Origin of the sequence: Sphingobacterium sp. BIGb0116 (assembly GCF_024808035.1) — a bacterium.
GTDB lineage: Bacteria > Bacteroidota > Bacteroidia > Sphingobacteriales > Sphingobacteriaceae > Sphingobacterium > Sphingobacterium paramultivorum.
On the sequence record NZ_JANUDT010000005.1, the window covers coordinates 135,994 to 156,889 of the forward strand.

A 20,896-nucleotide genomic window follows, 5' to 3' on the forward strand; every position below is an offset into this window, starting at 1 on the left:
TTAATGAAGAAGAATAAAAGGCTATGGCTTTTGGTCATACCGATTTTAGTGCTGTTGGGTTTTATTTTAAAAGATAGCTTCAATCAGAAAAGTATTGAAGATCTACCTGGAGGTTTTAAGGAAGTCGCTTTCGTCAGAAATGAACAAAATAAAGGTGGTATCATACGCATTTATGCCGTTACTGTGGGCGACCTGTTGAATGCGGATTATTCTGCCTGTCTTGATTTAATGCCTGTTAATGATTACGGAAGTACAACAACAGTGTACTTCTTCGATCGAAGTGCTCCTTATCCGACAAGCTTGTCAATTGACACGCCACATTTTGACACGACGAAATACAAAGCTCTTCAAATTTCCAAAAAGTACGGAAAGAAGAAATAGACGAAACCAAACATAATGACATATCCCTCAAAGTCTGAATAGACCTTTGGGGGATTTTTTTTGCCATGCAGTGCAACACCTTGTAGCGGTCATTGCCAGGGAAGAAGAGCAGTGGTAAAAATGCACCTTTAAAATTCCGGTCTACACACATGAACAAAAAATAACTTAATAATTCTTTAACACAAAAAAGTTCGATTATCCCCTGTAGAGCTATAGTTTTGCTTTTTAAATTTACGTATATTTAGCTATGGCGAAAAAATTTATTCCTAGAGACGTTAGTTGGTTGAGCTTTAATGGCAGAGTACTTCAGGAAGCTGCGGACGAGACGGTCCCTTTACCCTTAAGAATCAAATTTTTAGGTATATTTTCCAATAACCTCGATGAATTTTTCCGTGTGCGTGTTGCAGGTCTAAAACGGGCTATAGACCTGAAAGACAAAAGTGCCAACCAATCCTTCTACGAAGATCCACAGCTCATATTAGAAGAGCTCAATATCCGGGTAATCAAGCAGCAAAAGAAATTTGACAGTACGTGGAATCGTATCCAAAAAGATATGGCCAAACAGAGTGTCTATATTAAGACCAGTGAGGAACTGAACCCCGAACAACAAAAGTTTGTGAGCGATTATTATCAGGATGAGGTGGAATCGAACGTCATTCCTTTGATATTGGACGATGTACGACCTATGCCCTATATTCGGGATAAGAGCCTTTACTTGGGTATTGCGATGGGAAAACAGGAATGGCAGTATGAAACCAAATTTGCGCTCATCGAAATCCCTACCAGTCAAAATGGACGCTTCGTACAATTACCTTCGCCAAAAGATGAAAAGCATATTATACTTTTGGAGGACGTTATCAAGTTTAATCTTCCATTAATATTTTCCTATTTCGGTTTTGATGTATTCAATGCACATGTCTTTAAAGTAACAAAAGACGCCGAATTTGACATTGACAATGATATCAACACGACGCTGGTTGAGAAGATAAGCAAAGGGGTAAAAAACAGAAGAAAAGGTAAACCTACCCGGTTTATTTTCGATCAAGAGATGGACCATAAATTGGTAGAATTCCTGATCAAGAAACTTAACCTTTCAAAAAAAGACAGCATCATTCCAGGGCAAAAAATACACAACTTCAAACACTTCATGGATTTTCCCAATGTGTTTAAATCCTACAATCAGCCCTTGGAACGAACGTCCTTTCCACATCCTTATTTCCAAAATTACGAACGTGTAACGGATACCATATTAAAAAAAGATGTGTTGCTCTCCTTTCCATATCATGAGTTTAGACCGATCATCGATTTACTTCGGGAAGCAGCAATGGATCCCGATGTAAAAACGATCCAGATTACGGCATACCGCTTAGCCTCGAGTTCAAAAATTGCAAATGCCTTGATTAACGCAGCCCGCAACGGAAAGGAAGTCACCGTGATGCTTGAACTTCGTGCAAGATTTGATGAAGAAAACAATTTGGACTGGAAAGAGAAACTTGAACTGGAAGGCATTAAAGTACTGACCGGTATTCCAAATAAAAAGATCCATGCAAAACTATGTGTGATAAAAAAACGTATTGGGATGAAAACGATCCAATATGGTTTTGTCAGCACAGGAAATATCAACGAAAAAACGGCGAAATTATACGGAGACTATTGCCTCTTAACGAGTAATAGGGATGTTATTGCCGATATAAATAAGGTTTTCAATTACCTGAGACGTCCCAAATCAAATCCGGCTGAAATTATCAAAAATTGCAAAAGTCTTTTGATATGCCCAACGGATATGCGTAGAGAACTTCTACACTATATCGACCAGGAAATTACCGAAGCAAAGGCTGGCCGAAAAGCATACATCATTGTCAAGGTAAATTCACTCAGCGATAAAGAAATGATTAAAAAGCTCTATGACGCAGCTACAGCTGGTGTCAAAATAGATCTTATTATCCGGGGAATCTACTGCGCAACAAATCAAAAAACGTTTAAATTGCAAATGAATGCCATTTCAATCGTGGATGAATATTTGGAGCATGCACGTGTGATGTATTTTTATAATGCTGGCCGAGAGCTGCTATTTATTTCCTCTGCGGACTGGATGACAAGAAACTTGGATCATCGTATTGAAGCAGCAGTAAAAATAACAAGCAAAAAAATCAAGGAGGATTTAAAAGAAATGCTTCAGATCCAGCTCAAAGATAATGTCAAAGCGCGGATACTCAATAATTCCCTGAGCAATCATTACGTCGAGAATAAAGAGGCCCCATGTCGTTCACAGATAGAAATATACAATTACCTGAAAAAAAAATTAGCTGATCATTAGTGGCCTGTCTATCAATAGGAGCGCAAATTGATCAATAAACCGAACTGGGTTTTATACCTATTGATACAGACGAGAATCAACGTTTTTATTATATTAATTAAGACACAAGTTGTATCTTCATTCCATGAAATTCAACTTGTGTCTTACATTTGGCTTAAGCCTTTTCACACTTTGCCTCCGTGGGCAGGAAAAGATCATGCCTTCAGATTTTGTATACGTCAAGGACATTATCCCTACGATAAGCTTAGAAATGCGTTATTTCGGCAGTCACAACTTCACCGGAAGGCCGATTCAAGGTTATGAAAAACCAGTCGCTATTTTAACTAAACGCGCAGCGCTAGCACTGCAGCAGGTCGAGAACCATTTAAATAAAAAAGGTCTTGGCTTGAAAATATTCGACGCCTACCGCCCGCAACGTGCTGTTGACAACTTTAAAACATGGTCCTTAAACACCAATGATACGATCGCAAAAAAAGAATTCTACCCGCTTATCAATAAGAAGAATTTGTTCAATCTAGGCTTTATTGCGTCCAAATCGGGCCACAGCCGGGGCAGTACAGTAGATCTAACGCTCATTAGCTTAAAAGATCAAAAAGAGATTGACATGGGTGGACCTTTTGATTTTTTCGGGGCAGTCTCACATCATCAGTACGCGAATCTGACAGCCCAACAGAAAGAGAACCGAAAGATCTTAAAAGAAGCGATGGCTAAATTTGGCTTTAAAGCTTATGATAAGGAATGGTGGCATTACACCTTGCAAGATGAACCCTATCGTAAAACCTATTTTGATTTTATCGTAAAATAAACATGTCTGTAATGGAAACTTCCATCGAACACAAGGGCTTTTATGTTTTTCATTTTAAAGGCAACAAATCAAAACCCGTCTTTAGTTCCGAGCAACAGCACATTTTATCAAAAGGTGAGCTCTATTCACTCTGTTTAATAAAAAAAGGTGAAACTTCCTTCATCATTAATAATGAACGGGTACAAGTTGCTCAAAATCACCTATTGTTAACCAATCCTTCTTCGCGAGTTAATGGCTCTTCGGTCGTCAAATCTTGGGATTGTGAGGTATATTTGATTTTCTTTACGCTGGATTTTAGCTTCAAACTGGATTTCCAGGAGGATTTCTTCGAGGTCACCAAGAAGTCTCTTGCCTTAAATGACAGCTACATCTGGTCGCTATCGAACCAAGATTCAACTAACTTATCCAACTTATTTAAACAGTTTATTCATTACGATCGACAAGGGTCTAGCTATCTTTTCAAGAATCAGATTATAAAGTCATTAACGGAAATATTATTTTGCGAAATAGCCCGTCTAGGAAGCCAAAATATGCGAAATACACCAGCTATTCCCTCTCGGAAAAGAGAGATACTTGCCAATTTCCATTTGCTCCTAAAAAAGTCGTTTCATAAAGAACACATGGTGCAATTTTATGCGATGGAACTTGGTATCACAGCAAAACACCTATCCGTAATTACGAAAGAACTAACCGGAAAATCAGCAATAGAACTTATTCAGAACGTCTTAGTGGAGGAAGCAAAATCGTTACTTTGCCAGGGGCTTTCCATCGGAGAAATTGCGGTGAAATTGCATTTCTCGGATCAATCCTTTTTTGGTAAATTCTTTAAGCGAAATGTTGGAATCTCGCCTAAAGAATTTCGTCAGAATCTTTATTTAAACAAAGTCGATTAAATCAAAGATACTTGTAAATTGTTGGTCTGCAGCTGAAGTATCTTGCAATTTATCCTCGCCCCAAGTCTGCCCTTTCAACCATAAGGTCTGGCAGCCAACGGCTTTGGCAGGTACCATATCTTTACTATAGGAATCACCCACAACCAATACATCTTGCGCAGGAAGACCTATTTTAGTCACACCTAAAGCATAGATTGCAGGATCAGGTTTGCGTACACCGACGACAGCAGACTCCACAACAGACTGAAAATATGGCAGGATACCAAAATCGTCAAGTACTGATTTTAAATTACCATAAAAATTGGACACCATGACAATTGGATATTTTGCATGAAGTGAATTTAACAGTGGTTTTACCTGCTCAACTGTATTCTTTGCCAGCGAATAACCGTCAAAGGCTATTTTATGAGCTAATGACCGATCTAGGTCGTACCCTGCAGCAATAAGATAATCAAATTGTACATTGAGCTTTGCTTCAAGTACTTCTAAAAAATTAAACTGCGGTTTAATGATAGGCTGTAAAGCCATCTGACGTTCCGCGTAGGTATAGGCCTCCTGAAAAGCGTTCAAATTTACAGGAACCTGATATTTTTCATAACCCGACCAGATAACAGCTCCCCAGTGGCCCCCGTTAGTGTCTAAGGTTCCACCATAATCAAAAATAATCCCTTTAATATTAAACTTATTCATGTTATTTCTTTTTTACTAAACTCATCCACCCCAAACCGATCATAATCCAGACAATTTCCCTAATTCGTGTCACAACACCCATAAAAATACCGACTTTCGCAGGCAATCCTATACTCATCACAGCCATTGCTAATCCACCTTCCCGCGTTCCCAATTGCATTGGAAAGAAAAAAACAAGATTGGCAAATAAGGAAGATCCGGAGCTAATGATCATAGCATCAATAAAATCAATATTAATATCTAAGGCTAAACCAATAAAATAAATCTCAAAACAGCCCACAACACGTGCTACAAATTCCCAAAAAAGGGCCGTATAGAAACGATCGCGACGATTTTGAAAGAGGTTTTTCACCTGCTGATCGACGTCATTCAACGTTTCATACTTCGTCTCCAGTAAATTACCGACTCTCTTGCCTACCAAAGGTAGTTTAGACAAAGCTTTCAATAGTGAAACTGTAATCCCCTTCTTATAAAATTTCGTAAATAGCCAAGTACAAATGATAGCCATCACAAAAATCACAGCACAGGCCACATCAACCATTGTACTTGCCGGAACAAACCAAAGAATTAGAAAAACAGAAGCGACCCAGAATAAAATATGCGACAAGATGTGCATGACACCGTATAACAGCACGGAAGAACCTGCCTTTGAACCACCGACATAGTTTTTAAGCTCCATAATACGATAAGGCTCACCACCTAACGCCACAAATGGCGTTATATAATTAATGGCATACCCCGATATAGTCAATTGTAAGACCTTCCAAAAGGGTACATCCGTCTGTGGCAATTCGGGTTCCTGAATAATTGCCTTAAATGCCATTGCGTTCATCCAGTAGAGTATTGCCCAGCTACCGAGTACAGGCAAAAACCACCAGCCAATTTTTTCGAGGTTGTTCCAAATCTCATCGATTCCCATTGCATGAATCATATAGGCCAGTGTACCTATACCGATTAGCATAAAGAGTACTTTATAGACCTTACTACCCATAGGTTGGATCATTTGTTAATTTATCAACAAAATAACCACTTACTTTTTCTTGTCGGTTACACATATATATCAATATCGGATTTAGGACAAACATATCAAAGAAAAAGTAAATCCAAGGCTGACCGATAAACAACCAGACAAATAGGAAAATCACCCTTGTATTGAACTGTACAATATTTGTATACTTCATCAATGGTTTATTTTGAATTCTAAAGTCGACCATCAATTGTTTTGGCAATTCATCTTTATAACGACTCTTCACAATATGCAACAGCTTTTGCAGTTTTGGAGAAAGCTTTTCCTGGTTACGTGTATAGCCCATGTAGCCATTCAACACAAATTTGCTAAAAAAATTCTTGCGCCAAGACAAAGCATCATAGTCAACTTTCAAATCACGTGTATTGTCCAGCTCACTTCCAGCTTTACCTTTTATAAAATACAAATGTACATTACGATAATAATCAGCCATTGCCGACTGAAGCATATGCGATACACCTGCAAGTACACAGAATACCCATAGCCATTGTGGCCATCCTTCATTAATACTGCGTAAACAGATCGCAATATGAATAGAAGCAAACCAAAAATCTCCAGCAAAACCATCCAAAATACGACCAAAGCGACTTTTATTGTCTGTCATTCTTGCCAGCTGTCCATCAGCACTATCTAAAGAATTGGCAAAAACCAATAAAAGCATGCCAATCACATTAATCCATAATGCAGGATAATAGAATAAAATACCCGCCGCAACACCAAAGAAAATACTAATAATTGTCACAGCGTTGGGTGTAATACCGATTTTGGCACAGACTTGCGCGATGCGATAACCTATAGGTCGATAAAACCAAATATCAATTCGCTCTTCTGTATCATTAGATTTTAAAGATTGTTCGAATGCACTCAAATTATCTTCTTCGATTACATTAACTTGTTCTTTCTGCATTGTGGTTCTTTTCAGTAAATTTATGGTAAACCATTTGAGCAATGGCCTCAGCAGCCTCTGCCCGACATGGCGCAAAACTTGGCCAGTCATTTAAGTCAATAATATGGAAGTCTCCATTTGCATCAATAATCACATCGCCGCCGTAGATATGTACATCCAGGACTTCCGCAGCACGATTAGCAACTTCTTTTAGATTGTCGAGATCAAAAGGAAAATGTACTACCTCGTCATTAATTTGTTCATACAAATCATATTTGTGATGATTGTGTTCATATGGGTAGAAATAAAAGAAGAAATCCGTTCCCCGCACGGCATAAAACTTGAGTAAGTCTCCGGCAAGATGTTCAGAAATCACAGCCTCTTTAATCCCACGAAGTGCATATTCATTCAAGATATGTTGCGCTTCTTTCAGACTAGCAGCAAAGGTAACATCTTCCTTATGAATCGCATGAAAATCGCCACGCTTGATCCATACACCCTTTCCTTTCAATTTTTCGAAAATAGATTGAATATCTGCAACGGTAGAGATCACGATACTCTTCGGATAAGGAACTCCACCTTCCAAAAGCTTAAGGGTCATGTTTTTCCGAAAGCAATTTTCAATTCCAAATCCTGAATTCAAAACATTGATCCCATTATTTTGAAGAGATTGCAACTTTTTAACTAAAGTCTTTGTTCTCCCCATAGTCAGAATATTATCCTGCTTCACCGATGGTGAAGACAAAAATTCATCTTCATTACACACCTCCACCGAAGCACCTTTTTCAGTCAGTTTTAAAACTACTTCATTAAATATAGCGGCATCATTCCCCACATGATTGGGTGAAAAGCGATTTTTTCGAGTTACGCCTAAAATAGAAATCATATCGCTCATTTTACTAACTAACCTCCTCACTCAAAAATTGTTCTGCGACGACACGATCTTTTAAATGATCAATATCGACCACCTTGTCAAATACAAATGCTTCTACTTGTAAATCGTTTTCCAATAAAGCACGCTGAAAATTACGCATTCTGGAATTACCTGCTTCAACGGAGCTTAATGCACAATCCATAGCTGCTTTTCGGAAGCAATAAATTCCGCCAGAAACATACTTCGTTTCTGCGGTCGCTGTATCCAAAAAAGCTTCCACCCGAAGCTGTGAATTTGTGTTCACATAGAGCGGACTCTCATCGTCGACAAAAGGTGTGACTGCCATAAAAGCATCTGCATGTTGATGTTGCTGAAATGCTTCCAAATAGGCATGAAATTCATGTGGTCTAAAAACCGTATCTGTTGTTGTCAGACAACAGGACGACCAATCGGGGTTATTTTTAACAAGCAAGGCAAAACTATGCAATGAACTTGCAGTATCTTCCTCTATTAGCACAATAGGTAATTCAAACGTTGTTTTTTCCAAAAACAATTTCAGCTCCGGAGATTGTTTATTGATGATAACATGAACTCTTTGCGCCCCTTCTTTAACAAACACGCGAATCAATCGCTCAATTAATGGAACTCCATGTAATGGTAGCAAGGGTTTCGGTAAATTAAATCCCTCTTTTCGCAATCGAGAACCTTCTCCCGCCGCTATAATTGCAAATTCCATTTCTTTTAATTGCAAAATAAAATCATTTATAAAAAAGCAAAACCCCCGTCACTATCTCAGCGTTCGTAAGCGCAAAAGTCTACAGAGGGTTATATCACAAATCTTCAATATCGTAAAGATTTTGAAGAAAAAGGGGAAAAACTGTTTTTAAACAATTGTTTCCCCTCTCTTATTAAGGCAGTTTATTGAATACTATCTACTAGCTCCTGGTAATAATCCAATCCCAAATGTGTGATTAAATCTTCACCCATAATGTGGCGCAATGTATTTTGCAATTTCATCAATTGTTTGAAGATATCGTGTTCAGGAGGTAATCCCGGAGCTGTCTGAGGAGATTTCAAGTAAAATGATAACCACTCTTGAATACCTGACATACCCGCACGTTGAGCCAAATCAATAAACAAAGCCAAATCCAACGCAACCGGAGCTGCTAAAATTGAATCGCGACACAAGAAATTGATCTTAATCTGCATTTTGTAACCCAACCAACCGAAGATATCGATGTTATCCCAAGATTCTTTATTATCGCCGTGTGGAGGATAATAGTTGATACGTACTTTATGGTAAAGATCACCGTATAACTCAGGGTTCTTTTTCGCATCCAGAATTTCTTCCAATACCGATAATTTAGAGACCTCTTTTGTTTTGAAATTTTCAGGATCATCTAATACTAATCCATCCCGGTTACCTAAGATATTCGTCGAAAACCAACCTTCAACACCCAAAGCTCTCGCTTGAAGACCAGGTGCCACAATTGTTTTCATCAATGTTTGACCTGTTTTAAAATCTTTACCTGCAATTGCCACACCGTTTTGATGCGCCAACTCCACAATAGCTGGAACGTCACATGTTAAATTTGGTGCACCATTTACATACGGAGCTCCCTCTTTCAATGCCGCATAACAATAGATCATACTTGGTGGAATACGTTGATCATCATTGTCTAATGCTTCCTCTAATTTAGCTAAAGTTGAAAAAGCTTCGTTTGTTTCAATATAACGCTCAGTAGATCCACACCATACCAATACAACACGGTCTAATCCGTTTTTCTCTTTAAATTCACGAATATCACGTTGCACTGCATCTGCCAATTCACGGCGAGTTTTTTCAGATTTGATGTGCGTTCCGTCCAAATTTTTCACAAAATTACGGTCAAACACAGCTTTCATTGGTTGGATTGCCTCCAATTCGGCCTTAACAGCATCCAATTGACCTTTCTCCAATACCTCTGCTTTTGATGCAGCCTCGTATACGTTATCCTCATATACGTCCCATCCACCAAAAACAACATCTTCCAATTTTGCTAAAGGGACGAAATCTTTAATTAATGGATTTCTGTTCTCAGTGCGTTTACCCAGACGGATTCTGCTCAATTGAGAAACAGATCCGATTGGTTTTGAAAAACCTTTGTTTATAGATGCCACACCAGCGATTAATGTTGTAGCCACAGCACCTAATCCCGGAATAAGAATACCCAATTTTCCATTGGCATCTTTCACTTGTTGTCCCATATTAATTCTATATACTTAAATTGTTATTTAATTGATGTATTATGATAAAATAATTCTTAAAATTAGCTTAAAAAAACATATTTCATACCACCCCCCACTTAATTTATAAAATCGTGACAAATACCAATACAAACCCCATTCGAAACCTAAAGAAATAATCTGAAAATGAATTATTATTTAGTGCTCTACTAATCCATCTGATTGAAATTTAACGTTTTTAGCTAAAGTTGTTAACCCCAAAAATAATTCTCCTTAATTTTACTCAATATATTAAGATTCGAAAACTAATCCAAATTCCATCCAAAAAAAGTTTTTCTTTCTTAAAAATTGGTCAATTTTTCTTTTTCTATTCGCTATAAATATGACAATAAAATTGGAAAATGGTTTTAGTAGCACTAACTTTAGCCTTAAATCTAAATATAGGCAATGGATCTATCGTTCAATTTATAAACCAACAGCTGTTGATCCGCTCACTGTAGCTGGAGAAATAGTCTGCCAAACGATAACGCGATGACAAATTTAACTGTATCGCATAGAGCCCAAGGTGCATAAGAGTATCCATAGCATTGCAAAAAATGAAACCAAGTGTAAAATTATAATTTACACCAAAGAATGTACTGAACAAATAATTATCTGAATGAAAAATACAATTTCGTACCTAACTTTAGCGCTTTTAAGCGCAAGCCAGTTACATGCTCAAACAGCTGCCGACTCGGCTTATGTTAGAGATCATTATGAAAAGACCGAAGTAGCAATCCCCATGCGAGATGGGAAAAAATTATTTACTGCGATCTACAGTCCAAAAGACAAATCCAAGAAATATCCAGTTTTGCTCAATAGAACACCCTACACAGTTTCTCCTTATGGGCAGAACGAATACAAAAAAAGCTTGGGAAACTTCCCCCAAATGATGCATGAAGGCTATATTTTCGTTTACCAGGATGTCCGTGGCAAGTGGATGAGCGAAGGTGATTTTGAAGATATACGTCCGACCACGTACAGCAAAGATAAAAAAGCAATCGATGAAAGTACGGATACCTATGATGCGCTTGAATGGTTACAGAAAAATCTCAAAAACTATAATGGCAAAGCCGGGCTCTATGGGATTTCCTATCCAGGCTTCTATTCTACCGTCGGATTGGTCAAAACACACCCTAGCTTGAAGGCAGTCTCCCCACAGGCTCCCGTAACAGACTGGTATATCGGCGACGACTTCCACCATAATGGCGTATTGTTTCTTCAGGATGCGTTTACATTCATGTCAACCTTTGGTGTCCCTCGTCCAAAACCCATCACACCGGATCAATTTAAGGGCAAAATTCAGATCAAAGAAGCCGATAAATATAACTTTTTTGCAGAAGCAGGAACAGCGCGGGAACTCAAAGAAAAGTATTTTGGTGACTCCGTACAATTTTGGAATGACCTGTTTAAACATCCCGACTATGATGATTTTTGGAAATCGCGTGTGATCACCAATTCTTTACAGGAGGTAAGACCAGCTGTGATGGTGGTCGGTGGTTTCTTTGACGCGGAAGATGCATATGGAACATTTAAGACCTACCAATCGATTGAGGATAAAAGCAAAAAAAACAACTCGATTTTAGTCGCGGGACCTTGGTATCATGGCGGCTGGGTTCGTGCAGAAGGAAACTATCTAGGTGATATCCAATTTGAGAAAAAAACCAGTATTACTTATCAGGAACAATTTGAACAACCGTTTTTCAAATATTACCTAAAAGATGAAGGAAACTTCGCCCCTTCCGAAGCCAACATTTTTGTCTCAGGAAGCAACGAATGGAAACATTTCGAACAGTGGCCACCAAAAAATGTAGAGACAAAAAAACTATACTTCCAACCGCAGGGGAAACTTGGATTTGACAAAGTTCAACGTACAGATTCCTGGGATGAATATGTAACAGACCCTAATAAACCTGTTCCGCATCAAGGTGGGTTAATTCAAAACCGAACACGGGAATATATGGTAGATGATCAACGTTTCGCAGCTAGTCGCCCTGATGTCATGGTTTATCAAACAGAACCGTTGACGGAGGACTTAACTATTGTAGGCCCAATCAAAAACTTCCTCAAAGTCTCTTCAACAGGAACAGACGCGGACTATGTTGTCAAACTGATTGATGTTTACCCGAATGATGCCGCAAGTTATCAAGGAAAAACAATGGCTGGATATCAAATGATGGTACGTGGTGAGATCATGGCGGGGAAATACCGAAATGGTTTTGATAAAGCACAGGCCTTGACTCCAGGAATGGTCGAAAAGGTGAATTTTGAAATGCCAGACGTTGCGCATACCTTCAAAAAAGGACATCGCATTATGGTCCAGGTACAAAACTCGTGGTTTCCGCTGGCAGAACGAAATCCACAGGTGTTTTTAGCACCTTATACAGCTACGAAAGCTGATTTCCGCAAAGCTACCCAACGTATTTTTCACGATGTGAACAATGCCACATACATCGAATTTTCTGTCCTCAAAGATTAGCAGGTAAATTCGAAAGCTAGCGCTTAAGAGCTAGTTGAATAAGGCTACATCAGCTAAACACCTATGCCTGATGTAGCCTTATCTTTAATCTTCCGCTACATACTTATCTTCGCCGGCCTTCCATCCCGCAAACAATAAAAGTACGATACTCCCCGCCAAAAAGTAGAACGAGTAATTCCAGGTAGCATCTATTTCGTGCAGCCTACCAAAGACCGGCGGGCCAAAAGCCGCAATGAAATAACCGACAGACTGCGCCATGCCCGATATTTTGATCGCATTTGCCGTTGATCTAGCCCGCAGGGTAAAGAAGAGAATAGACAAACTGAAAGACAGTCCATTGGAAAGTCCCAACAATATGGCGGCAACATAAATTCCCTGAAGCTTGTAATGCCAGAATATAAATATACTTCCGAGCATGCCTATCGCAACAGCAGTTGCCATTAAACGTTGATCCTTCATCCGATGAGCCAAAATAGGTCCAATGAACATAATGGGAATCATGGCAATTTGGATCAAAAACAGCAACCAGCCCGTATCCTCCTTTGGCATACCATAATCCACCAATACTTTGGGCAACCAAGAAATCAAGCTGTAGTAAATTAGGGACTGAATACCCATGAATAGGCTGATATACCAGGCCAATCTTGACCTAAAGATATGCCCGATTCCACTTGTTGTTTGTCTATTTTCAGTAATACCTTGAGCCTTCTTTCGGCCTAAACCATCAAAAAAAACAACAATAAGTGATAACAAGGCTAAAATCACCCAAACACCCAGCGAGCCTTGCCACCCAAGACCAGTCCATTCACCCAATCGTAAACTAAAACCCGAAGCAAAAGCCGCAGTCAGATTCATTGCTACCGCAAAAATCCCTGTCATCAGCCCAATCTGCTTTGGAAAACTGGTTTTTATATAGCCAGGTGTAACGACATTGCCCACACAGATCCCAAGTCCAATTAAAAAAGATCCCACAAACAGCGTTGGCATATTGCCCCAGACCCGAAGCACAATCCCTACACTCAACAGCATTAAACCAAACAATAAAAAACGATGCATGCCCAGTTTATGCGAATATCGACTTACTGCTACAGAACAGCTCGCAAACATAAAAAGGGGGATTGCCGTCAATAGGCTGCTTTGAAAACTATTTAATTGTAAATCTTCACTGATTTGCCCCAGTACAGGGCCAACGGCTGTAATTGGCGACCGCAGATTGGTTGAGACCATAACAACAACCAATATGGATAACCAGGTCCAAGAAACAGCTGTGGATACTTTTATATTTTCTTTCATAATAAAATCGCGCTATACATGTAATGATCGCCTGCAAAGATATACCTGAAATTTTAATTAAATTTGCCATTAATTTAATTTAAAACGACATGATCAAACAAATCATACATTGACAATTGAACGTATCCAGAAATCAACCTTTGTCTGGTTTGAAGAAAACTGGATACACGACAACGAGTTGCACAATCATCGGAAAGGTCAGTTGATTTATGTCGAACAGGGTTTCCAATACCTTACCGTCGCAGGAAAAATGTATCTACTCCCCCAAAATCACGTTGCCTGGATTCCCTCTGGTGCATTACATAAGACCAACTCCCACTCTGAGCGCATCAAACTTATGGTGCTTTTTTTTGATACTCCACAATTTGACAGCGCACAAGACCAGTTGTTTTTCAGTCAGGTGCAGGTATTTTCTGCCCCAAAAGTGTTACGGGAAATGATTTTATATACTGAAAAATGGTCGAAATTGATTGAAGAAGATGAACATGAAAAAGTTTTCCTGGGTGCTTTACTCCATGAACTCCCCTATTTCGCCGCACAATTGCTCCAACTTGGGATCACCCTTCCTCAGGAGAATAGACTTCAAGCCCTCTTAAATCACCTACATGACCATTACACAGCAGCCTTCACATTAGACGAGATTGCCATGTTGTCCAATCTTTCGCTCCGAACTATTGAGCGTCTTTTTAAAAAGGAAACCGGAATGACACTTGCAAAATATCAGCAGTTACTCCGCATTATCAAGAGTTTGGAACTTCTTAGCACAAAACAATTCACCATCTCCCAAATTGCATATAAAGTCGGTTATAAAAGCGTGCAAGCGTTCACCAATAGCTTTTATGCTGTGATGAAATATAGACCTTCGAGCTTCATGATGGACTAGTTTCGGCACAGCTACAGGTAACTTGTAGCTGAACAGCTACAAAATTCAGAACGTTTTAAAAAAAATAGTATTGAAATTTGCACAGGTGTAATATTTACACTATCTTTGTATCATCATAATTTAGGTTTATAATTGGTTATTTAAGGTTTTCATTCTCCCCGTTTGAAAACCTTTTTTTATTTTCACCGCCCCTCAAATCATTTCACCGCTCCACAAACGTAATAAATCCCCCCTACACCCAAACAAAAGCAGCAGATAGCATGTTCTAAAAAAATAGCATTCAAATTAATTCTAAAAAATTCAAGAAATTCTTTAACAATACTGTATTTTTAACGAATATATTCAGATCAGAAAGGTCACACGAATAGAAAAGAGTTCAAATATTGAAAAAATAATCTAAACATATATGGCAGAACATGGGGATTTGCAAATCGCAATACTAATCGATGCGGATAATGTATCTTATCGAAAGATCGAAGAGATTTTGAATGAAGTCAAAAGATACGGGATTCCAACCATCAAACGCATCTACGGAGACTGGACCAACCCTTATGTTGAAAAATGGAAGGACAAACTTCTTACCCACGCGATTACCCCCATACAACAATACAGTTATACCCAAGGCAAAAATTCTACTGATTCCGCATTAATTATTGACGCCATGGATATTCTGCATTCGGACAGAGTGGACGGGTTTTGTATTGTATCGAGCGACAGCGACTTCACCCGCTTGGCCACGCGCCTCCGGGAATCAGGCAAGCTCGTAATCGGTATAGGTGAGAAAAAGACACCTAAGCCTTTTATCGCCTCCTGTGACAAGTTTATCTATGTGGAAATTTTTGAAAAAAATCAAAAGAAGGAAACAGTCACAAAGAAAAAACAGCAAAATCAACCCAAACCTGCCCCGGTTGACAACCCGGCAAGTATAGCGGTACTGGATGAAGAAACCCTGGAACTTTTAAAAGACACTGTCGATGATACAGCTGATGAAAATGGCTGGGCTTTCCTAGGCGAAATCGGAAGTCTTTTCAATAAAAGGAAACCTGATTTTGATGCGCGAAATTACGGATACGACAAGATGTCCCACCTTTTTAAAGCCTACAAGGAAGATTTTGAAATTGAAGAGCGGAACACCGACAAATCGCGTATAAAACACTACTACATCCGCAATATCATTAAACGGCCTTTAGCAATGACCAGCCCGGCTACAGCAGCGGAAACCGAGCACAAAACTCCTTCTACTCCTTCCGTACCTCCTACAGAAACTGCGGGAAAAACTGCAAATCAAAACAATAGAAAGAAAGGGCGCCAAGAGAAGCAACGTCAAGATAAAACAAGTTCTGAACCGATACAAAATGAGTCTCCAAAAGTTCAGGAAATTCAGGAGCAAAAAGCCGAGTCCCAAGCCTCCACAGTACAGACACTACCGACAAACATGCTTTTTCCTTCAGAGGGCAACAAGATTACTGCAGATGATGTTAAGAAATCGCAAATAAGGATTACAAAAGAATTTAAACCTTTATTTCCCACTAAATCCCAAAAATTAAGGATTATGATCAATGCCGGAGAATATGAATGCAATTTTACCTACCGAGGCAGAGGATTTCATGTACTTAAACTGGGAAAAGAAGCCGCTACGCAGCTTGGTCTTGCAGAAGGAATACAAATACAACTGATCAAACTGAATGAAGTTAGCTTTAGCCTTCAAAATAAATCCGTTTAAATCTTATTCAGGGTTATTCTTCCCGCTACGATAAGGTGATAGGACAATATACATATTGTCCTATCACCTTATTAAAGCATTAAGCTGAAGGTTTGTCGTATTAAAATAACGATTAGCGTCTGCCTGCAAATTCCATCGTAAAGTGGTAGTTCTCATCGATTGCCATTGGCTTGCGATCTACTTTACGAAAATCCCGAGCTTCTTCAGTCCATAGAAAAGGATAAAACGAAAAAACTTGATTACCAGTCAAGGATTTGACGTCTTCACTCCAGTCTTTCCATTTAAATGTTTCATAAAACTGTCTGATATCCCCTTTCAAAGCCCAAAAAACAAAGTCCGAATAGCCACATTCCAAACTTTCCCATTGCAAGGTATCTTGAGCAAAATAATAGACCTGTCCAATTGCATCTCCCAGAGCGCCGGCATTGATGGCAAAATAACCACCCAAAACATCATCAGCTATAAGTAGAAATCCTCCTTTTTCGCCTTCCTTGTCAAAGCTCTTACCCTTATTCCACTCCATAATTCCGCGATTCAGCTGCGGCGAACCGGAGCCTAAAATCCGTAACCAGCCACCATCGATCAGTATACCACCGCTTTGATAAATAATGGCCCCCATCGGAGATTTTGTCGTAATTTGTGCCCTTAAAAGTTCCTCATCAGCCCGCTTAGGGTTTTGAGGGAGCACTTCATATGAATTTGTCGCTTCCTTCAACCAGCCCTCAACCAGCTTCCACGCCGAATTACTTGTATCAATCAGTTCTTTTAGACTTTTCATTTCTTGTGCTTTTATATGCTAAGATCAATGATCCTCCACACAAACGGGAGGATCTTGATCTTAGCATTTTTGCCGAAATTAACACAATTCTTTATCGCATCCAAATTACAGCTTGCACAAGAACCTATCGAAAAAAAATATTCATCGAAAACATGAACATAAAGATTAGGAACCTTGCATCTATTTTAAGTAATTTTAGGTTATGCAACATGAATTAGAAAAACTCAGATACCCCATAGGTCGTTTCGCGATACCCGATGTAATTGACAGCTCCCTGTTGAATGACTGGATCAAGACAATTGCAGATTTTCCGGCTCGGTTAAAATCCGAAGTCGGCGACCTTACGGACAGTGCGCTAGAGAAGCGCTACCGTCCTGACGGCTGGACGATACGTCAGGTCGTTCACCATTGTGCCGACAGCCATATGAATAGCTTTGTCCGGTTCAAATTGGCCCTAACGGAAGAAGATCCAACCATCAAATTATATGAAGAAAAATTGTGGGCCGAACTTCCCGACGCCAAAATAATTCCCATAGAAAGTTCGGTAAAATTGCTTGAAGGTCTACATGAACGTTGGGTCATACTGCTGAAAAGCCTTTCAGCCGAACAACTTGAAAGGGGTTTTATCCACCCCGTTACCAAAAGACTAATTTCTTTAAAGGTCAATATAGGCCTGTATGCATGGCATTGTAACCACCACCTCATGCATATTATCAACGCCAAAAACCATTGATGGAATTACATAGCACAATGATCTTTTGACTGGCAGTCAAAGGATCATTGTGCTAAATTCACTTTATTGCCTTCACTTTACGACAATGACATCGCCCACAAAAAGGCCAGCAATCCTGCAATCAGGAGTCCAATAAGGCCCGACAGAAAAAACGACAGAAAATAATACCCCGCGGTTCGTGTTTTTTTCTTTACGAAATGAACAATACCTACCGTTAATGTATAAATCGTTCCAAATCCAAAAAAAACAATCATGATCAAGTCGATCAGAATGCCACTAAAATCTATATTTGCTGATGATAACATGATTTACTTTTTCTTTTTAAATAGTTTACTAAAAAAGGAAGAACTTGCATGTGAATCTTCGGACTGATTATCCCATTGCAATAAATCCTGTTCGATATCCAGTTCATTGGTTTTTGCAAAACCTAACCAATGGACAAATTTTTCCTGATTTCTAAATGTAGGATCATTCTTGTAATAATCCAATAAGCGAGCTGTGGCGCTTTCGTAAACGCCATAATCATTGGCACGCTCAAAATAGTGGATCGCTTTTTTACTGTCCTTTTTAAATTTCAGTCCCTGATCATAGAGCAATCCATAATAAATATTGGAATAACTATTGTCCTTATCTCTTTTCAAGTAAACCAATAGACGATCGTAATCTTCCAAACTGTAATAGATAGAGGCTATATTGCTGTTGTTTTCAACTAATTTTAATTCCGCTTTCTGATAATAAGTGAGGGCTATTTCCAGATCTTCTTCAACATAGGTCCCACTTGAATAAAAGTAACCTAAATTGGACAAAGCATAGCCATTCCCCAATTTGGCTCCTTTCATGTAAGCGTCAAATGACTTTTTCAAGTCTTTGTTATAGCCGATTCCATACTGAAAGAGGTAGCCAATTGCATTCCAGGCAGGGGCATATTCTTTTTGGGCGGCCTGTTCATAATATTGAATTCCCCTGTCCAAATCTAAAAAACGATTGTCTTCGCTATCGGTATCCGTAAAGATATTCCCAAGTTCATGCATGCTGCTTTCATTTCCCTGGTCGGCAGAAAAGGTAAAATAGCGCATCGCCTTTTCAACATCGCCCTGTCGGTAGCAGTCTAAGGCCATATGATACAAGGTATAACTATCATAGCTGGATTCAAAATTATCGCCCTTTGCAGTCTTCCATCGTTCAAAAAAACGACTACATACATCAAAATCTTCCCCTGACAATTGATCCAGCTTCTTCAGAAATTGCCCATATTGTTCTTCCTGAATTACTTCCACACCATCGTAGCCTTTTTTATACAAGAGGTCACCTTGCAATAACATCAGATCCTGATAGTGATTAACGCTTGCACAGACATAATCATAGGCGGAGCTGAGGGCCCTTTGCACTGCGTCAAAATAGTAATATCTTCCCGCATGGTCTTTCAGAATAAAATAATCCATCACAGCAGCATATACAATCTTCACATAGTGCGTTGAGAGCGGGATAAGCCAGGCCTTTTCAGCAGCCTGATAGATACCACTACCGGTGGCTGTTTCGATGACATAGCAATCCCAGGCACCATTACCGAAATCAGTCCCCCCTTTAACGGATTGCATTACCAAGTCTTGCAGTACATAGGCCCGGGCTTCCAGATTATACAAACGAATGCTACCGGAATCCGCAAAGAATAATGCACCTCGACCGTTTCCAGCATTGAGTATATCAACATCTTTGACCAAAATAGTTCCATCGGGAGACAAAACGGATTTTTTCTTTTTGTTATTCAAATTGACCGCATAAAAATCAAACAGCAGTTCGCTCAGTGCACCACTGGCAAAAGCACCAAGTAAAATACCTCTGTTGGAATAATAATGACGCAGTTTATTTTCGGGAATATCTTGATAGATAAATCCATCATAATCTATGCCAAACGGTTTGTCTGTACCAACAACATTAAAGAACTGACCTTGGGCGTCGATAATGTAGTATTGCTGATCTTTCTTTCCCTGGTAATAACCGTAAGCAAAATCTTCGAGTTCATCATATTCAAGTGGTATGATTATTTCTCCGTTCCCGACGTTGATCAATCCGTATTTTTTAGCTAAGCTCACCTTACCAACGGTTGATCCAACTCCATATTGGGCTGGCGCTGCCGATGAATAAATACAGGGAATAGTTTCTTCTCCGCCCCTATTCAAATAGCCAAACAGGTCATTTTTCTTTATGACTGCGATCCCTTCATAGTCAAAATCACCAATTTCCTGATAGCTTGCTTCGACCTTCACCTCCCCTTTTGCATTGCGTATCCCCCAAAGCCCCTGATCTTCAAAAAATTGATTATCCAGACTATCAATCGCTTCTCTATTCCACCAGCCCAAGCCATAGTTGCCCCATTCTAGCTCGAGCATCGCTAAAAAAGAAGTATAACCAGCGGGTGCCAAAATAGATTCGAACTCAGCTATGGACTGTTTTTCGATTGCTTTTTCATAGGGCAAATTCTTCTCATAGATTTCAAATGCAAAATCTTTTGCCTGTTGACTATGTTTAACATCGCTCATGTTAAATACATCACTCGCGTTCAGTTGGAAGTAATCAAAGGGCAAACCCTCCAAAAAATCGAACAGTTTTCCGATAGCTGCCATGGCCAACGCTTCTGAATTTAACCTATATTCATGAATGAGCAAATCATAAAAAGCTCGAAGCTTACGGATTCCAGGCTCCTTTTCGGAATAAACTAAGGTACCTTTTGCCTTCGGATTAGCAGCAAATAAGGGTAAAAAAAGCGGCGGAATCACATAATTCCATTCCCCTAAATAATGCGGAAAGTAATCTTGATCCTTCTTATCTGTATTGTAAATATATATGCGATGAGCCATTTTCTATGCGA

Annotated in this window: 18 protein-coding genes; 8 read left to right on the forward strand and 10 right to left on the reverse strand. The window is 39.2% G+C overall.

The window, feature by feature from the left end:
* Positions 1-3 precede the first annotated feature (3 nt).
* From M2419_RS13615 to M2419_RS13630, 4 genes are all read left to right on the forward strand, one after another.
* Positions 4-381: a hypothetical protein gene (locus M2419_RS13615; RefSeq protein ID WP_153847412.1), complete on the forward strand. Its 378-nt coding sequence runs from the start codon at positions 4-6 to the stop codon at positions 379-381.
* Between the two features lie 247 nt (positions 382-628).
* Positions 629-2,698, forward strand: coding sequence for a polyphosphate kinase 1 (gene ppk1, locus M2419_RS13620; RefSeq protein ID WP_153847411.1), 2,070 nt, complete (start codon positions 629-631; stop codon positions 2,696-2,698).
* A 124-nt stretch (positions 2,699-2,822) separates the two neighbouring features.
* Positions 2,823-3,503, forward strand: coding sequence for a M15 family metallopeptidase (locus tag M2419_RS13625; RefSeq protein ID WP_200845597.1), 681 nt, complete (start codon positions 2,823-2,825; stop codon positions 3,501-3,503).
* Between the two features lie 11 nt (positions 3,504-3,514).
* The gene (locus tag M2419_RS13630; protein WP_159728767.1) at positions 3,515-4,396 is read left to right on the forward strand and encodes a helix-turn-helix domain-containing protein; all 882 of its coding nucleotides are present in this window, start codon (positions 3,515-3,517) and stop codon (positions 4,394-4,396) included.
* Here M2419_RS13630 and M2419_RS13635 read toward each other — a convergent pair.
* The 6 genes from M2419_RS13635 to M2419_RS13660 all read right to left on the reverse strand — a co-directional run bounded on the left by M2419_RS13635 (position 4,379) and on the right by M2419_RS13660 (position 10,120).
* Positions 4,379-5,086, reverse strand: a complete 708-nt coding sequence (locus M2419_RS13635) for an HAD family hydrolase (protein ID WP_153847409.1) — start codon at positions 5,084-5,086, stop codon at positions 4,379-4,381. The genes M2419_RS13630 and M2419_RS13635 overlap by 18 nt on opposite strands.
* 1 nt (position 5,087) lies before the next feature.
* Positions 5,088-6,089, reverse strand: a complete 1,002-nt coding sequence (locus M2419_RS13640; RefSeq protein WP_259255255.1) for a lysylphosphatidylglycerol synthase transmembrane domain-containing protein — start codon at positions 6,087-6,089, stop codon at positions 5,088-5,090.
* Positions 6,070-7,020, reverse strand: a complete 951-nt coding sequence (locus M2419_RS13645) for a CDP-alcohol phosphatidyltransferase family protein (protein WP_153847407.1) — start codon at positions 7,018-7,020, stop codon at positions 6,070-6,072. The genes M2419_RS13640 and M2419_RS13645 overlap by 20 nt, the downstream gene beginning before the upstream one ends.
* Positions 7,001-7,885, reverse strand: a complete 885-nt coding sequence (locus tag M2419_RS13650; protein WP_227550282.1) for a hypothetical protein — start codon at positions 7,883-7,885, stop codon at positions 7,001-7,003. Before M2419_RS13650 ends, M2419_RS13645 begins: the two co-directional genes overlap by 20 nt.
* Before the next feature lie 13 nt (positions 7,886-7,898).
* Entirely contained in the window at positions 7,899-8,609 is a 711-nt protein-coding gene (locus tag M2419_RS13655; protein ID WP_153847406.1) for a sugar phosphate nucleotidyltransferase, read from the reverse strand.
* A gap of 182 nt (positions 8,610-8,791) precedes the next feature.
* A complete protein-coding gene (locus M2419_RS13660) occupies positions 8,792-10,120 on the reverse strand; it encodes an inositol-3-phosphate synthase (protein ID WP_153847405.1) in 1,329 nt (442 codons plus the stop codon).
* Between the two features lie 637 nt (positions 10,121-10,757).
* Between M2419_RS13660 and M2419_RS13665 the strand changes: the two genes are divergently transcribed.
* Positions 10,758-12,617, forward strand: coding sequence for a CocE/NonD family hydrolase (locus M2419_RS13665; RefSeq protein WP_182332756.1), 1,860 nt, complete (start codon positions 10,758-10,760; stop codon positions 12,615-12,617).
* Between the two features lie 84 nt (positions 12,618-12,701).
* Here the strand turns inward: M2419_RS13665 and M2419_RS13670 are convergent, their stop codons facing one another.
* Positions 12,702-13,910 carry an MFS transporter gene (locus tag M2419_RS13670; protein WP_159728771.1) on the reverse strand — a complete coding sequence of 403 codons (1,209 nt, stop codon included), beginning with the start codon at positions 13,908-13,910 and terminating at the stop codon, positions 12,702-12,704.
* Between the two features lie 109 nt (positions 13,911-14,019).
* On the opposite strand from M2419_RS13670, the gene M2419_RS13675 reads away from it, so the two are divergent.
* Together M2419_RS13675 and M2419_RS13680 are read left to right on the forward strand one after the other, a co-directional pair.
* Positions 14,020-14,793: an AraC family transcriptional regulator gene (locus tag M2419_RS13675; protein ID WP_259255256.1), complete on the forward strand. Its 774-nt coding sequence runs from the start codon at positions 14,020-14,022 to the stop codon at positions 14,791-14,793.
* A 406-nt stretch (positions 14,794-15,199) separates the two neighbouring features.
* On the forward strand, positions 15,200-16,516 hold the full coding sequence (locus M2419_RS13680; RefSeq protein ID WP_182332758.1) for an NYN domain-containing protein: 1,317 nt from the start codon (positions 15,200-15,202) through the stop codon (positions 16,514-16,516).
* A gap of 112 nt (positions 16,517-16,628) precedes the next feature.
* On the opposite strand, the gene M2419_RS13685 is transcribed toward M2419_RS13680, so the two are convergent.
* Positions 16,629-17,294 (reverse strand): DUF2625 domain-containing protein, encoded by a 666-nt coding sequence (locus tag M2419_RS13685; RefSeq protein WP_153847400.1) that lies wholly within the window; start codon positions 17,292-17,294, stop codon positions 16,629-16,631.
* A 202-nt stretch (positions 17,295-17,496) separates the two neighbouring features.
* Between M2419_RS13685 and M2419_RS13690 the strand changes: the two genes are divergently transcribed.
* Positions 17,497-18,027 carry a YfiT family bacillithiol transferase gene (locus M2419_RS13690; RefSeq protein ID WP_153847399.1) on the forward strand — a complete coding sequence of 177 codons (531 nt, stop codon included), beginning with the start codon at positions 17,497-17,499 and terminating at the stop codon, positions 18,025-18,027.
* Between the two features lie 77 nt (positions 18,028-18,104).
* Here M2419_RS13690 and M2419_RS13695 read toward each other — a convergent pair whose 3' ends face one another.
* Together M2419_RS13695 and M2419_RS13700 are read right to left on the reverse strand one after the other, a co-directional pair.
* Positions 18,105-18,332 (reverse strand): hypothetical protein, encoded by a 228-nt coding sequence (locus M2419_RS13695; protein WP_153847398.1) that lies wholly within the window; start codon positions 18,330-18,332, stop codon positions 18,105-18,107.
* A 3-nt stretch (positions 18,333-18,335) separates the two neighbouring features.
* Positions 18,336-20,885 carry an SEL1-like repeat protein gene (locus tag M2419_RS13700; RefSeq protein ID WP_153847397.1) on the reverse strand — a complete coding sequence of 850 codons (2,550 nt, stop codon included), beginning with the start codon at positions 20,883-20,885 and terminating at the stop codon, positions 18,336-18,338.
* Positions 20,886-20,896 lie beyond the last annotated feature (11 nt).